Annotated in this window: 12 protein-coding genes and 2 tRNA genes; 4 read left to right on the top strand and 10 right to left on the bottom strand. The window is 69.8% G+C overall.

Annotated elements, in window-relative coordinates:
• Positions 1–812 precede the first annotated feature (812 nt).
• Both BZB76_RS13210 and BZB76_RS13205 read left to right on the top strand, forming a co-directional pair.
• Positions 813–1784, top strand: coding sequence for an ATP-binding cassette domain-containing protein (locus tag BZB76_RS13210; RefSeq protein WP_121434522.1), 972 nt, complete (start codon positions 813–815; stop codon positions 1782–1784).
• Complete coding sequence (locus tag BZB76_RS13205) at positions 1781–2599, top strand: ABC transporter permease (protein WP_121434521.1); 819 nt, start codon at positions 1781–1783, stop codon at positions 2597–2599. Before BZB76_RS13210 ends, BZB76_RS13205 begins: the two co-directional genes overlap by 4 nt.
• 79 nt (positions 2600–2678) lie before the next feature.
• Here the strand turns inward: BZB76_RS13205 and BZB76_RS13200 are convergent, their stop codons facing one another.
• Entirely contained in the window at positions 2679–5930 is a 3252-nt protein-coding gene (locus BZB76_RS13200) for an ATP-binding protein (RefSeq protein ID WP_170180613.1), read from the bottom strand.
• Between the two features lie 92 nt (positions 5931–6022).
• Here BZB76_RS13200 and BZB76_RS13195 point away from each other — a divergent pair, with 92 nt between their 5' ends.
• Positions 6023–7123, top strand: coding sequence for a baeRF2 domain-containing protein (locus BZB76_RS13195; protein ID WP_121434519.1), 1101 nt, complete (start codon positions 6023–6025; stop codon positions 7121–7123).
• Positions 7124–7127: 4 nt separating this feature from the next.
• Here the strand turns inward: BZB76_RS13195 and BZB76_RS13190 are convergent.
• The 8 genes from BZB76_RS13190 to BZB76_RS36665 all read right to left on the bottom strand — a co-directional run bounded on the left by BZB76_RS13190 (position 7128) and on the right by BZB76_RS36665 (position 11322).
• Positions 7128–7200, bottom strand: a tRNA-Ala gene (locus BZB76_RS13190).
• A gap of 82 nt (positions 7201–7282) precedes the next feature.
• Positions 7283–7723 carry a hypothetical protein gene (locus BZB76_RS13185; RefSeq protein WP_121434518.1) on the bottom strand — a complete coding sequence of 147 codons (441 nt, stop codon included), beginning with the start codon at positions 7721–7723 and terminating at the stop codon, positions 7283–7285.
• 115 nt (positions 7724–7838) lie between these two features.
• Positions 7839–8069 (bottom strand): hypothetical protein, encoded by a 231-nt coding sequence (locus tag BZB76_RS13180; protein ID WP_121434687.1) that lies wholly within the window; start codon positions 8067–8069, stop codon positions 7839–7841.
• A gap of 801 nt (positions 8070–8870) precedes the next feature.
• Positions 8871–8943, bottom strand: a tRNA-Ala gene (locus BZB76_RS13175).
• 77 nt (positions 8944–9020) lie between these two features.
• Positions 9021–9683, bottom strand: a complete 663-nt coding sequence (locus BZB76_RS13170; protein WP_121434517.1) for a histidine phosphatase family protein — start codon at positions 9681–9683, stop codon at positions 9021–9023.
• On the bottom strand, positions 9676–10089 hold the full coding sequence (gene rsfS / locus BZB76_RS13165; RefSeq protein WP_121434516.1) for a ribosome silencing factor: 414 nt from the start codon (positions 10087–10089) through the stop codon (positions 9676–9678). The genes BZB76_RS13170 and rsfS overlap by 8 nt, the downstream gene beginning before the upstream one ends.
• 165 nt (positions 10090–10254) lie before the next feature.
• A complete protein-coding gene (gene nadD, locus BZB76_RS13160; RefSeq protein WP_121434515.1) occupies positions 10255–10848 on the bottom strand; it encodes a nicotinate-nucleotide adenylyltransferase in 594 nt (197 codons plus the stop codon).
• Between the two features lie 162 nt (positions 10849–11010).
• Positions 11011–11322 carry a helix-turn-helix domain-containing protein gene (locus BZB76_RS36665; RefSeq protein WP_121434686.1) on the bottom strand — a complete coding sequence of 104 codons (312 nt, stop codon included), beginning with the start codon at positions 11320–11322 and terminating at the stop codon, positions 11011–11013.
• Between the two features lie 137 nt (positions 11323–11459).
• Between BZB76_RS36665 and BZB76_RS13150 the strand changes: the two genes are divergently transcribed.
• On the top strand, positions 11460–12494 hold the full coding sequence (locus BZB76_RS13150) for a M48 family metallopeptidase (RefSeq protein ID WP_121434514.1): 1035 nt from the start codon (positions 11460–11462) through the stop codon (positions 12492–12494).
• A gap of 135 nt (positions 12495–12629) precedes the next feature.
• Here the strand turns inward: BZB76_RS13150 and BZB76_RS13145 are convergent, their stop codons facing one another.
• Positions 12630–14387, bottom strand: coding sequence for a TIGR03767 family metallophosphoesterase (locus tag BZB76_RS13145; RefSeq protein WP_121434513.1), 1758 nt, complete (start codon positions 14385–14387; stop codon positions 12630–12632).
• Positions 14388–14439 lie beyond the last annotated feature (52 nt).

Below are 14439 nucleotides of genomic sequence, written 5' to 3'. Positions count from 1 at the left end.
TAAGCACGCCGCCAGCGTTCGTCCTGAGCCAGGATCAAACTCTCCATTAAGGCCAAACGACCACACCAAAGGGCGAACTCCGATGCAGCCAAACCATGGAAACAATCCCAGCAAAACAACCCACCCAACGGATGGGTTGCACTGCCTCAAAGAAATCCCCGACCACCCATAACAGGCGGCCACGGGGCGACCCGACCAGAAAACCGGTCGAGCCGATAAAGGCACTGGCTTTTAACACGCTGTTGAGTTCTCAAGAAACGGACACCCACCGCGCCCGAACCCGCTTCCGCGAGCCCCGGCTCCGGGGCAACCCTTCTAACTTACCCGGTTCGTCGCCGTTGTCAAGTCAATCCGCGAAGATCTTTTTGACGGACGGAGGCGTACCGAGTTCCCACACCAACGACCAGCAGGCCACGAAGACCCGCCCGGAACGTTTCGTAGGAGGCGCCCTGCGGGCCGGCCACCGTGCGGCGTCCTGCATCCCGTTTGGGCTTGTCTGTCCAGAGTACCTCGGGCCGCAGCAGGCTGCGAACCGATTTTCTCTGGCGACTTCCCCCGGGGCCGTCCGCCTCTCGGCGTCCCGCATCCCCTCGGGGCAGGGAAAAGATTAGGCAGCCCCGCACGGCCCGTCAAATCGACGCGTCCACCCTCTCCTCGCTCTGCGGATACGCCCTGGTCACATGCGGTTCAGGCGTGCGGTGTCAGCGCCATGTCAGTGCGACGTCAGCGATCGGTCGTCTGTGTCCGGGGCGTGTCAGCGGGCTCGGCGACGGTGGTGGCGTCAAAGACGGAAACAGGTTGGAGGCGGATCGATGGACGATGTGATTCGCGCCGAAGGACTGCATAAGCGGTTCGGGGACACACGGGCCCTGGACGGTGTGGACATCACGGCGCGACGGGGCACGGTTCTCGGGGTGTTGGGCCCGAACGGCGCAGGTAAGACCACCGCAGTGCGGGTGCTGGCGACGCTGCTCAAACCGGACGACGGACGGGCGGAGGTCTGCGGCTACGACGTCGTCAAGGACGCCGTTCAGGTGCGCGCGCTCATCGGGCTGACCGGGCAGTACGCGTCGGTCGACGAGGAGCTGACCGGGACCGAGAACCTCGTGATGATCGCCCGGTTGTTGGACTTCGGGCGGCGGGAGGCGAAGGCCCGTGCGCGGCAGTTGCTCGACCGGTTCCGGCTCACCGACGCCGGGTCGCGGGCCGTCAAGACGTACTCGGGCGGGATGCGGCGGCGGCTCGATCTGGCCGCGAGTCTGATCAACCATCCGGAGATCATTTATCTGGACGAGCCGACGACGGGGCTGGACCCACGGGCCCGCAACGAGGTGTGGGACACGGTCCGCGGGGTCGTCGCCGAGGGGGCGACGGTGCTGCTGACCACGCAGTATCTGGAGGAGGCCGACGCGCTCGCCGACCGGATCACGGTGTTCGACCACGGACGGGTGATCGCGGAGGGCACGTCCGACGATCTGAAGAAGCGGATCGGCAGGCAGACGCTTGTGGTGCGGGCGTCCGAGTCGTACCGCACGAGTCAGCTCACCGCGATCGTCGCCGAGCTGACCGGGGAGCAACCCGAGGTGCAGGAGCCGACCGGTCTCGTCACCGTGCCGGTGCGTGATCCGCAGCTGCTGTCGGCGTTGGTCAGACGGCTGGACGAGGTGTCCATCGTGGCCGCGGAGCTGGCGCTTCGGATGCCGAGCCTGGACGAGGTCTTCCTCACACTCACGGGTCATCCCGCCGAAGAGGCCGAACTCGTTTCGGAAGGGAGCGTGGCATGACCGCGATCACCGTGGCGCGGGGGTCGGCCACCGCGCCGCCCGCTCACATCAGTCCGCGCCGGACGCTGCGTCATGCGCTGACGTTGGCGTGGCGGAACATCGCCCAGTTGAAGCACTCTCCCGAGAAGCTCCTGGACACGACCCTGATGCCGATCGTGTTCCTGCTGCTGTTCCTGTACGTGTTCGGCGGGGCCGTGGCGGGCGACACGCAGTCGTACCTGCAGCAGTTGCTGCCGGGGTTGATCGCGCAGATGGCGATGTTCGCCACGATGGGGCTCGGGACGGCGTTGAACGAGGACATCCACAAGGGTGTGTTCGACCGGTTCCGCAGCCTGCCGATCGCCCGTTCCGCTCCCCTGATCGGTTCGGTGCTCGGGGACACGGCCCGGTTCATCACCGTGATGACGGTTCTGGTCGGGTTCGGTTCGCTGCTGGGGTTCCGGTTCCATACCGATCCGTTGTCGGTGCTGGCCGGGTTCGCTCTCGCGTACGTGTTCTACCTGTCGGTCTGCTGGATCTCCGTCCTGGTGGGTCTGGTGGCACCTTCGCCGGACACCGTGCAGGGGCTCGCGATCATCTGGGTGATGCCGTTGACGTTCGGCAGCAGCGTCCTCGTCCCGGACACGTCCACGATGCCGGGATGGTTGGAGGCGTGGACGAAGGTCAATCCGGTCACGCATCTGGCGGAGTCGCTGCGTGCGCTGATGGTCGGCGGAGCGGTCGAGAACCATGTCTGGTACACGCTCGCGTGGGCCGCGGGGATCGTGGTGGTCACGTTCCCGGCGGCGATGTGGATGTACAAGCGGAGGGCGTGACGTTCGGGATGCGGGAGGCGAGGCGCGCTCACGCGACGCGGGGTCGGCGCGCCTCGGCGTCCCGGCAGGGGAACGGCGGTCAGGCGGATTTCGAGACGGTCAGGCGGACGAGGTCGGCACCGGCGGCGAAGACGTCCTCCCGGGTGACGGCGCGGCCGTGGTCGTAGGCGGTGGCGAAGGCGTCCTCGCCGAGTTCGGCGGTGGCGGCCGTGCACGTCCGCTGGGCGTCGTAGCCGGTCATGTCGTGGTATCCGCGCAGGTTGTGGGCGGTGCCGAGCAGTTCGGCGGCGCGTGCGTGGCAGCCGCGCGCGGCTGCGAAGGCGGCGAGGCCCTCGACGAGCGACGCCAGGGACGGATTGCCCGTCAGCACGTCGTTCTCGAGGTCGTCGAACGCCCGGACGTGCCACCGTCGGGCGCCGTCGAGGTCACCGTCCTCCTCGGCGAGGCAGCCGAGGCGGCTGAAGGTGCGGCGGGCGGCCTGCGCGAAGTCGGGGCGGTGCCGACGCGGCTCGATCCACTTGTGGGCGCGGTCGGCGTGCAGGCGGGCGGCCTCGCGGTCGCCGTCCCGCAACGCGAACTCGCAGAGCAGGAGGGAGGCTCCGGCGGCGTCGGCGAGTTCGCCGATCCGCTCCAGTTGCGCCAGGGCGAGTTCCACGTCCTCGTAGGCACGGGACAGTTCTCCCTGCTGGGCGCGAACCCGGGCGAGCTGGGTGAGAATCGCCGCGCCCTGTTCGGGGCTGACCCCGAGGGTCGCGTAGCCGTGCGCCTCCTCGCCGAGCCGGACGGCCTCGGCGAGTTCGCCGCGGGCCGTGGCCACCTGCATCATCCCGCTCAGCGCGAGAATCATGCCGAACCGGTCGCCGAGGTCCCGGAAACGCGCGTACGCGTCGGCGGCCTCTCCGGCCGCGTCGTCGATGTGGCCGGTGTTGATGCCCATGTGGGCGAGAAAGGCGTGGGCGATGGCGCTGATCCACGGGTCGGGATGGTCCTCGACGCGGCGCAGCCGGTGGCGGACCTCCTCCATGTCTCCGCTGAACAGGGCGAACGCCGGTTCCAGCAGGGCGAGAATGGGATGTCGCGGCGGTGCGGGGACCAGGCCGACGACGTCCTCGAAGATCGCCTGTAGGGATCGCGGGGTCGGCCCGGCGCCTCTCGACATCTCCGCGGTCAGGCCCGCCGCGAGACGGCAGAGCGCGTGGTGCTCCTCGAGGCCCGGGGGCGCGGTGTCGCCGACCATGTCGCGAACGGCGATCGCCCAAGGTCCGGCCTCGATCTCCATGTCGCGCAGGGCCCAGAACCACAGCAGTGCGCCGACGAGCCGGAGGCCGCTCTCCTTGTCGCCGGTCTCGATGACGTGCCGGAACGCGACGGTGACGTTGTCGCGTTCGTCCACCAGCAGTTCCGCCCACCGCAGTTGGTCGTGGCGCCGCAGTTCCGGTTCGGCGCGTTCGGCGAGGTCGATCAGGTAGGCGGCGTGCGCGGAGCGGACACGTTCGGTCTCGCCCGCCTCCGCCAGCCGTTCCGCCGCGTACACGCGGACGGTCTCCAGCAGCCGGTAGCGGACCTGCGGGTCGCCCTCCGCCATCACCAGCGACTTGTCGATCAGTGCGGCGATCACGTCGATGACGTCGTGGGGGTCGGGCGCGTCCGGTGCCTCCAGGCCGCACACATGGACGGCGGCGTCGGGTGCGGCGCCTCCCGCGAACACCGACAGGCGCCGCAGGACGGTGCGTTCGGCGTCGTCGAGCAGGTCCCAGCTCCAGTCGACGACGGCGCGGAGCGTCCGGTGCCTCGGCAGGGCCGTGCGGCTGCCGCCGGTGAGGAGCCGGAACCGGTCGCCGAGGCGCGCCGCGATCTGCCCGGACGTGAGGGATCTGAGCCGGGCCGCGGCCAGTTCGATGGCGAGGGGGATGCCGTCGAGGGCGCGGCAGATCGCGGTGACGTCGGCGACGGTGTCGGTGTCGACGGTGAAGCCGGGGCGGACGGCCGCGGCCCGGTCGGCGAACAGCCGGACCGCGCCGTAGCCGAGCGCGTCCGCCGGGTCGGTGACGTCGTCGTCCGGGAGCGGGAGGGACGGCACCGGGCACAGCGATTCGCCGGTGATGCCGAGCGGTTCCCGGCTGGTGGCGAGGATCCGCACGCCCTCGGCCTGCGTGAGGACGTGCCCGGCGAGGCGCGCCGCGGCGTCGAGGACGTGCTCGCAGTTGTCGAGGACGACGATCATCCGTTTGGCGGCGAGGTAGTCGATGAGCCGTTCGAGGGGCCGGGCGACGACGAGTTGTTCACCGGGCCGGACGGTTTCGAGGACGCCGAGCGCGACGAGCACGGCCTGGACGACGTCTTTCGGGTCGCTGACGCGGGCGAGGGGGACGAACCAGACGCCGTCCGGCATCTCGTCGACGAGCGCGCCGGCACTTTCCCCGGCGAGGCGTGTCTTACCGGCGCCGCCGGGGCCGGTGAGGGTGACGAGTCTGGTCTCGCGCAGCAGTTTCCCGACGCGGCGTGACTCCTCCTCGCGTCCGACGAAGCTGGTGAGCTGGGCGGGCAGGTTCGTACGCGCGGGCCGAGCGGCGGGCGGCGGCGGACCGGGAGGCGGCGCGGCGGACACGGTGCCGCCGCGCAGGATCTCCAGATGAACGGCGGACAGTTCCGGGGACGGGTCGACGCCGAGCCGGTCGGCGAGGGCCCGGCGCGTCTCCTCGAAGATCTCCAGGGCGTCGGCCTGCCGTCCCGCCGCGTAGAGGGCGCGCATGAGGTGGCCGCGAAGCCGTTCGCGCAGCGGGTTCGCGGCGGCGAGCGGTTCGAGTTCGGCGACCGTGGGGGCGGGCAGCCCGGCGGCGATCTCGGCGTCGACACGATCTTCGATGGCGGCGAGCCGCAGCTCGTCCAACCGCGCGACCGTCCCCGCCGCGTACCCGGCGTCGGGGATGTCGGCGAGTACGGGGCCGCGCCACAGCCCGAGCGCCGCGCGGAGCCCCTCGGCGCGGCGGGCCGGGTCGTGTTCCCCGCGGGCCGCGACGACCCGGCGTTCGAACGCGACGGCGTCGACCTCGGTGGGGGCGATCCCGAGCCGGTACCCGGCGGGGCCGTGTTCGACCAGGTCACGTCCGGCGACGCCGCGCAGCCGGGAGACCAGCGCCTGGAGCGCGTTGCCGCCTCCGGCGGGCGGCGCGCCGTCCCACAGGTCGTCCAGCAGCCGGTCGGCCGACACCGGTCGGCCCGCCTCGACCGCGAGCCGGACCAGGAGGGCGCGCAACCGCCGACCACTGATCTGGACGGGTCGCGCGGCCTCGTCCCGCACGTCGAGCGGGCCCAGAATGCCGATGCGCACGAATCCCCTTTCCGGGTGCCATTGTCGCCGATGTACGGACCGCACGGGCCGGACGTGACGTTTGCCCCAGATACGGCGGGTACGGCCCTGCCATGGAGCTGTCATTCCTCAAGACGCTGTATCAACGTCCGGGGCCGTTCGCATCGGTTTACGCCGATCTCACCCGGACCACCGAGGACGCGTCCAAGGCCGTCGAGCTGCGGTGGCGGGCGCTGCGCGCGGATTTGGAGGCCCAGCACGCCCCGAAGAACATGCTCCGCGCGATCGAGCAGACCATCGACGAGGAGATTTCGACCCGCCGCTCCGAGGGGCTGGTGATCTTCGCGGCGGACGGTGAGGTCGTGTACGCCGACCGGTTGCCGGGCCCTCCCCGCACATCCCGCGCGTCCCTGGCCCCGCTCCCGGACGTCCTGCCGTATCTGACCGAGCGCGGCGAACGGTTCCCCCATCTCGTGGCCGTCGTCGACCGCCGTGGGGGCGCGATCGACTGTGTCACCGCCGAGGGGAAGCACCAGCACATCGACGTCCAGGGGGACGAGGAGTACCCGATCCGCAAGACGAAGGCCGGCGACTGGAACCAGTCCCGGTTCCAGCGTTCGTCGGAGATGGTGTGGAAGCTCAACGCCAAGAAGGTCGCGCATGAGATCGACCGGGCGGCCGACCGTTGCGGCGCGGAGGCGATCCTGATCGCCGGTGACACGCGCGCCCGCACCGCCGTTCTGGACGAGGTCTCCGAGCACGTCCTGGAACACACCGTCGAGGCGGACAAGAACACGACCATGGACGACCCCGATATCGAAGCGGAGCTGCAACGCATCCTCCGCCTCAAGACCACGGAACGCGTGTTGTCGGTCGCCGAGCGGTTCGACCGCGAGCTCGCCACCGGCCAGCGCGCCGTCTCGGGCTTGGCGGCCACGACGGAGGCCGTCCGCCAGGGCCAGGTCGAAACCCTGCTCTTGGAGGAGGAGACGAATCCCGAGGACCGCCTGTGGATCGGCCCCGAGCCCGGCCAGATCGCAACGACCCCAGATCAGCTCCGCGATGAGTTCGGGGTGACGACCCCGCAACGGGACCGGGCGGACGCCGCGCTGGTCAGAGCCACGACCGCGACGGACGGGGAACTCGTCGTCCTACCGTCGAACGGTTCGGACGGCCACCTCCACGTGGGCGCCGTCCTCCGCTATATCGCCTGAGAGGTGGAGCTATGGGGATTCGAACCCCAGACCTCCTCCATGCCATGGAGGCGCGCTACCAACTGCGCCATAGCCCCTCGGTCGGGTAAAGCTTAGTGCACACCGGAGGCGGTTCGGACCCGGGTCGCGGAGGTACCCCCTCCGCGACCCGTGTTCGCGTCAGCGATTCCGTGAGTACATGACCCACCGGTCGTTGGCCGTCGGCACGTACAGGCTGAGGTTCAGCGGCCACTTGATGGGAAGGCTGAGAATCTTGAGGTCCTCGCGGACCTGGCCGGAGTCGGTGGTGTACTGGCTGCTGAGCTCCTTGGTGTAGGGCTGCGGCTGCGTGTAGGGCTGCTGCGTGTACTGCTCCTGTGTGTACTGCTCCTGCTGCAGCGGCCGACTTATCGAGCAGAGGATCCGGCCGACGTCGGGCTGGGCCGGGAGCAGCTTGAAGTGCGAGAGGACGTTCAGCGCATGAACGCAGTCGTCCTCCGTGTAGGTCTTCGGGGCGGGCGGCGGCGCGTCCTGCGCGGACGCGGGCACCGCCATGGTCGTGACGGTCGCGGCGGCGATCGCGACGGTCAGCAGCCGTCTTCCGTAGATCCGGCTTCTCATGGGTTCAACCCTCATCTCGATCATGCATCGCCACTCCGTGGCTGTTCCCGCATGATCGACATGGTGAAGCGCGGCCGGACGAAAGGTAGCCGCCGTCATGGCGAACCTTTTGCGGTCAGAGCCAGCCGAGGCTTTCGCGGACTTCTTCCGGCGCGTACCCGTACTGCCCGCCGTCCCCGATCCACACGACCCCGTCGGCCTCTCCCACCGGCCCGACCGCATGCTCCTGCGGCAGCCGCGGCTGGATCGCCAACCGCACCCGCATCCCCGGCTCATACCTGCGAAGCTCGTCGATCAGGTCGGCCACGGTGACCTCGCGCCGCGCCCCCCTGCGGTGTCTTCCCATGACACGCATGAAACCACCCCGAGGCCACTCCTCCGACCGTCCCGCCCACCCCAAAGCGTCCGACGGCCCCAACTCCTCGCCGAACCGCCCCCCACGAACCCCACCCACCTCACCACCCCCCAGAGCACCAGCCCAAGGCACACAAGACCCAAGAACCGAGCCCTGACAGACACCACAAGTCAAAGCCCCAGGCGCATGCAGCAACGAACCCCCGAGACGAGCCCCAACAGGTCGAGCGACCCAGCGAAGCCCACGGCAACCGCGAACACGAAGTCCCCAAGGGAGACGGCAAAGCCCACAAGGAGACCGCAAGAACACCTCCCAACAGCGAAGCCCCGCAAGACGCCGGGGGCCACGAAGCCCCAACCGGGGAGACGAAGCCCTCAATAAAACGCAGAACCCGGGGGATCTCATGGCAAGGCGCAGAGAGCGTGCGGAACCGCCGATGTCCCCGGTGAGCACGAGTTTCGGGCGGAACGGACGCACATCCCAAGCCCCCCAAGGGGGGCAAGGGGGCAAAGCCCCCAAAAGAGGGGGACAGGGGGCGCAGCCCCCAAGGAGAAGGGCAGCGAAGCCCTCAAAGAACGCAAGAGCAGACCCCCAAGAACGCCGGGGGCGAAGCCCCCAAGGGGGGCAAGGGGGCAAAGCCCCCAAAAGAGGGGGGTAGGGGGCGCAGCCCCCACCGGGGGGCGTGGGGGGCGGAGCCCCTCACATCGGGGGTCCGGGGGTCGCCCCCCGGGTTGATAGAAAGGACGAGTTATGGCCCGCGCTTTCCGCGGGCATGCGTGCCCAACTCGTTCGTGGAGCTATGGGGATTCGAACCCCAGACCTCCTCCATGCCATGGAGGCGCGCTACCAACTGCGCCATAGCCCCGCCGCTGCGTGGACGTGCATCCCGCAGCGCGTCGTCAGTGTATCGGACGGGTGGGCAGGTCTCGAATCGTTTGGTGGTCAGGTTCCGGTGTCGGGGCGGTCGTCGCTGAGGACGGGTTCGGGGAGGGTGCCGGCGTTGTGTTCGGAGAGGCGCCAGCCGCCGTCGCGCATTTCGGTGAGGACGGACCAGGAGCAGTTGGAGAGGCCGCCGAGCCGTTCCCAGGTTTCCTCGGGGAGGCGGAGGAGGTGGGACATGCCGAGGCGGAGCGCGGCGCCGTGGGACGCGACGACGAGTTGCCCGTCGGGGGGCAGGTCGTCGAGGGCGCGTTCGAGTGCCGTGCCGACGCGTTTGGCGACCTGGGCGCTGGTTTCGCCGCCTGGGGGTTGCCAGGCGGCGTGTTCGGCGGGGTAGCGTTCGCGGATTTCGCGGCCGGTGAGGCCTTCCCAGACTCCGCCGTCGCGTTCGATGAGGTCTTTGTCGTAGCGGATGGGGAGTCCGGTGAGGTCGGCGAGCGCTTTGGCGGTGTCGGCGGCCCTGCGGAGCGGGGATGAGAGGAGTGCGGTGGGCCGGAGTCCGGCGAGGAGGGCGGCGGCGCGGCGGGCCTGCCGGTGTCCTGTCTCGTCGAGTGGGACGTCGGTCTTGCCTTGGAAGCGGTGTTCGACGTTCCAGGTTGTCTGGCCGTGGCGCCAGAGCACGAGCCGCCTTTTGCCGGGTTCGCGGGTGGCGCGGGCGTCACTCACTCGCGCTCCCGACGGCGCGGGCGCGCTGATCCTGGTGGGCGGTGACGTGGTCCGGCAGTTCGATGAGGGGGCAGTCTTTCCAGAGCCGTTCAAGGGTGTAGAACATGCGGTCTTCTTCGTGCTGGATGTGCACGACGATGTCCGCGTAGTCCAGTAGGACCCAGCGGCCTTCGCGTTCGCCTTCCCGGCGGACGGGTTTGGCTCCGGCGTCTTCGCGGAGGCGTTTCTCGACTTCGTCGACGATGGCGCGGACCTGGCGGTCGCTGGGCGCGGAGCAGAGCACGAACGCGTCGGTGATGGCGAGTTGCTCGCTCACGTCGTAGGCAAGAATGTCGTCGGCCAGCTTGTCGCCCGCCGCCTCGGCGGCGATCTGGACGAGCTGTGCCGCCCTCTCGGATGCGGTCACGATGCGCTCGCGATCCTCCCTGTAGGGGTCATCTCCGGTAACACCTTCTCACGGGTGACGGTCAACAGACCCCTATGTCGGTGTTCGACCGCATTGTTCCTGCGGTCCTTCCGCTTCCAGGGTATGCGCCGGGGGCCGGACGGCGGATCCGCGTGCCCGTCAGCGCTACCCGCGGTAGAGATCGCGTTTGTTGATGTACTGGACGATGCCGTCCGGCACCAGGTACCAGATGGGTTCGCCGGAGTGGACGCGATCCCGGCACTCGGTGGACGAGATCGACAGCGCGGGGACCTCCATGAGGGAGACCCGCCCGTTGGGCAGGCCGGGGTCGGCGAGCCGGTGGCCGGGACGGGTGACGCCGACGAAGTGCGCGAGTTCGAACAACTCCTCGGTGTCGTGCCAGGTGAGCATCTTCTCCAGGGCGTCGGCGCCGGTGATGAAGAACAGGTCGGTGTCCGGGCCCTGAATCTGGCGCATGTCACGGAGGGTGTCGACGGTGTAGGTGGGTCCCGGACGGTCGATGTCGACGCGGCTGACGGAGAAGCGCGGGTTGGACGCGGTGGCGATCACGGCCATGAGGTAGCGGTCCTCGGCGGCGGCGACCTTGCGGTCCTCCTTGTGGGCGGACAGGCCGGTGGGCACGAACACGACCTCGTCGAGCGAGAAGAAGTGCGCGACCTCGCTCGCGGCCACAAGGTGCCCGTGGTGGATCGGGTCGAACGTGCCGCCCATGATCCCCAGCCGCCGCTTTTGCGTCATGACGACGAGAATAGCCAGCGAGGTCGGGCCCGGAACGTCCGGGGGGCCGGGCGCCCGGGCCGCGGAGGGGGCCGGTGGCAGGGAACCCGGTGGGCCGGTGGTTCGTCGGAACTACCATGGCAGACTTGGCTTTCTTCACAGTCAAGGAGGGTTCCTGCCTCGTCACGACCGTCCTCCGGGAGAAGCCTTCCGGTGAAATCTGACAGCGGTTCCGCAGGCGTTTTCCCTCTTCGTCGGCACGACGGCGAGCACATTTCGTGCCGCGTTCACTCGGTCGCACTCGCGGAGACAATCGGTAAGCGCGGACGACGATTCCGCGGTGGTCATCAACCGCCCGTCCCGATGGGAACGGCTGTAGATTTCAAGGGCCATGGTGTAGACGGGACGAACGCAGCCGAAGGCGCGGTTCGGGTACTCCGCCTTTTTCGGGGTCGGGGAGAAGCGGGACCTGGACGTTCGACCGACGCGCCGCATCACGACCAGCACAATAATCGAACATGCTATCGGGGGTCGGGCATGCGTTCACGTCCGCTCGTCCGTAGCCGCCGGGGCACGCGGCACCTCGTCGCCCGTCCGGAAGCGGGGCTTTGCGCCCATCAAGGAGGCCAGACATGACGGAGAACACACCGGATCGAGCACGCACACGGTTCCCGGGGATCAGTTCCCGGGCCTACGAACACCCGGCGGACCGGTCGGCGCTGGTGGCGCTGCGCTCGCTGTCCGGGTTCGACGTCGTCCTGCGGAAGCTGTCGGGGCTGGTCAACGAGCGGTCCCTGCGGCTGATGTTCCTCGGCGGGACGGTGCGTGTCGGCGAGGACCAGTTCCGCAACATCTACGACATGGTCCGTGACGCCTCCTATGTCCTGGACCTGCCGGAGGTGCCGGAACTGTACGTCCGGCAGGACCCGACGCCCAACGCGATGGCGCTCGGCTCCGACCACCCGTTCATCGTCCTGAACACCGGTCTCATCGACCTGCTGGACGACGAGGAGCTGCGGTTCGTCGTCGGGCACGAGGTGGGGCACATCCTGTCCGGGCACGCGGTCTACCAGACGATGATGCAGATTCTGTTGCAGATGGGGTCGCGGCTCGCCTGGCTCCCGCTCGGCAACATCGGCATCGCGGCGATCATCATCGGGCTGCGGGAGTGGTTCCGGAAGGCGGAGCTGTCGTCCGACCGGGCGGGGCTGCTCGTCGGGCAGGACCTGGACGCGGCGAAGCGGGTGAACATGAAGCTCGCGGGCGGGACGCGGCTCGGCGAGATGAGCAGCGAGGCGTTCCTGGAGCAGGCCCGCGAGTACGACGCGGCCGGCGACGTCCGGGACGGCCTGCTGAAGTTCCTGAACCTGCTCGGCCAGTCGCACCCGTACGCGGTGATCCGGTTCGCGGAGATCGACCGGTGGGCGCGCAGCGGCGAGTACGACCGGATCCTCGCCGGGGACTACCCGCGCCGCGACGACGACGGCAGCGCGTCCGTCACCGACGAGGTCAAGAACGCGGCCCGCTCCTACCGCGAGTCGTGGGAACGGACGGCCGACCCGTTCGTCGGCAAGGTCCGCGACATGGCGGACGCGGCGGCGGGCGCGGCGGGCGGCCTGTTCGACCGTTTCACCCGCCGCGAGAACGGCCCCACCGACCGCAACTGACCACAGAACCCCGGGGCCGCCGCGACAAGAACGCGGCGGCCCTTCCACGTCCCGGCCCGTTCACGTCCACCCTCCGCGCCCCCAACCTCCGCGTCCCCGGGCGGGTGTGGGGGGTCCGGTTATGGGTGGTGCGTTCTAGAACGGGGTCGGGACGAGGAGTTCGACGTTGCGGTCGGTGGGGTCGCCGCGGCGGTTCTCGTCGCGTTCCTGCCAGTCGTTGGCCGCCAGTTCGCGGGCCAGGGACGCGAGCCGGACGGTGTCGGTGAGGCGGTCGGCGTGGGAGGCGGGGCCGGCGGAGTCCAGGATCGTCGTGAAGATCGACAGGGTGCCGTCACGGTTGTCGGCGAGTTCGACGATGCGGCTCTGCTGCGGGAAGTCGATGTGCGCGGCCGTGTTCACCTCCCAGAATCCCCCGGCGCCCTCGCGGGCGTGCGGGATGACCTGGTTGCGGTGCGTGTGGCCGTTCACCCAAAGGACGACGTTGGGGAAGCGGAGGAGCAGGGCCCGGACCTCGTCGCCGAGGACGCGGTCGCCGCCGAGCGGGTTGTCCAGGGACCCGATCGGGTGATGGCTGAACAGGACGAACAGCCGGTCGGATGCCCTGTGCTCGACGACCGAGCCGTCGGCGGCGAAGTAGCGGCGGCTGCCGGCCTTCAGCTCGGCTTCCAGCCACGCGAACTGCTTCCCGTCGAGGGAGCCCTCCGCGAAGCCGTTGGGGTTGACGGTGTCGAGGACGAGGCCGCGGACGACACCATGGTCGAAGGCGTAGTAGGCCGTCCCGTCGCGAAGGTTGGCGGTGGTGAAGCCGTGGCCGCGCGGGGACGCCGTCGTCGTGAAGTGTTCGGCGACGACCTCGCGGCGCGTCAGCAGCCGGCGGTTCCGGTCGGGCGTCACCGGGCGGAACAGGCCGCCCTGTTCGCGGCCGAGGCGGAGCAGTTCGAGCGGGTCGCCCCGTTTCAGCACGCGGGCCAGGCGGACGGCCTGGTCGTCGTCCGCCGGGGCGCCGATCTTGATCGGTCCGGTGGCGAGGCCCGAGAGGAACGGGGTGACGGGCAGGTTGCCCTGGGCGAGGCCGTCGTGGTTGCCGAACGCGGCGAGCCACGGGGAGTCGAGACCGGTCGCCTGGAACGGTCTGCGCGCGGCGTCGAGCAGGCCCGGCACGCGGGGGAAGCCGAACCGGGAGATCGGCAGGTCGGGGTCGGCGTCGGGCGGTGGGCCCTCGGGGTGCCAGAACGCGCGGTCGTAGGACGTCCAGTCCATGACGCCCTCGTAGCGGTCCGGGTCGCCGGAGTCGGGCCGGACACGGCCGCCGTCGAGCAGGTCGATGATCCAGCGGACCTCGTTGTACTGGACGTTGTCGGCGGCGTCCCCGGTGTTGATCGTGAACGCGAGCGGCAGTCCGGTCGCCGGGCCCCGTCCGACGGCGTTCACCGCGCGGACCATCGCGTCGGCGATCTGCGTCGACAGGATCTCCTGGGGGCGGTAGGCGCTCCGCACGGGCAGGACGTCCTGGGCGTCGTGGAAGCGGTCGAGGAACTCGACGCGCGCCGGGGACTGGGCGTCGACGACGTGCACGTCGGTGAGATGGCCGAAGGCGAGGACGCCCTTGCGGGTGGCGGCGCGGCGGGGGGACGCGACGCCGCCGAGCTCGCGGCGCAGAACGTGCGGCTCAGCGGGTCCGGTCGTGACGCGCCGGTAGCCGCCCGCGCCCGGGGGGCCTAATCGGTACGTCCGGACGAGTGTGGTGCCGTCGACGGGGCCGCGGAGCGCGGCCCCGTCACGGGCGAGTGCGGCGGAAGTGCGTGGGGGAAACGCGACGAGTCCGGCGGAGGCGAGCCCAGCGCCGAGGGCGACCCCCTGCAGGACGTGGCGGCGCGTGTAGTACCGGGTCACAATCGGAAATCACACCATGCCCAGAACGCGCCATCAATGGTGCGATTTCACG

It is taken from the genome of Actinomadura pelletieri DSM 43383 (genome assembly GCF_003634705.1).
Taxonomy (GTDB): Bacteria; Actinomycetota; Actinomycetes; order Streptosporangiales; family Streptosporangiaceae; genus Spirillospora; species Spirillospora pelletieri.
The sequence above is the reverse complement of the archived record's forward strand: the minus strand, read 5'-3'. Positions and strand labels throughout refer to the sequence as shown.

Coding starts and splice junctions, on each gene's coding strand:
- BZB76_RS13210 (WP_121434522.1), top strand. CDS start 813: ATGGACGATGTGATTCGCGCCGAAGGACTGCATAAGCGGTTCGGGGAC.
- BZB76_RS13205 (WP_121434521.1), top strand. CDS start 1,781: ATGACCGCGATCACCGTGGCGCGGGGGTCGGCCACCGCGCCGCCCGCT.
- BZB76_RS13195 (WP_121434519.1), top strand. CDS start 6,023: ATGGAGCTGTCATTCCTCAAGACGCTGTATCAACGTCCGGGGCCGTTC.
- BZB76_RS13185 (WP_121434518.1), bottom strand. CDS start 7,723: ATGAGAAGCCGGATCTACGGAAGACGGCTGCTGACCGTCGCGATCGCC.
- BZB76_RS13180 (WP_121434687.1), bottom strand. CDS start 8,069: ATGGGAAGACACCGCAGGGGGGCGCGGCGCGAGGTCACCGTGGCCGAC.
- nadD (WP_121434515.1), bottom strand. CDS start 10,848: ATGACGCAAAAGCGGCGGCTGGGGATCATGGGCGGCACGTTCGACCCG.
- BZB76_RS36665 (WP_121434686.1), bottom strand. CDS start 11,322: ATGCGGCGCGTCGGTCGAACGTCCAGGTCCCGCTTCTCCCCGACCCCG.
- BZB76_RS13150 (WP_121434514.1), top strand. CDS start 11,460: ATGACGGAGAACACACCGGATCGAGCACGCACACGGTTCCCGGGGATC.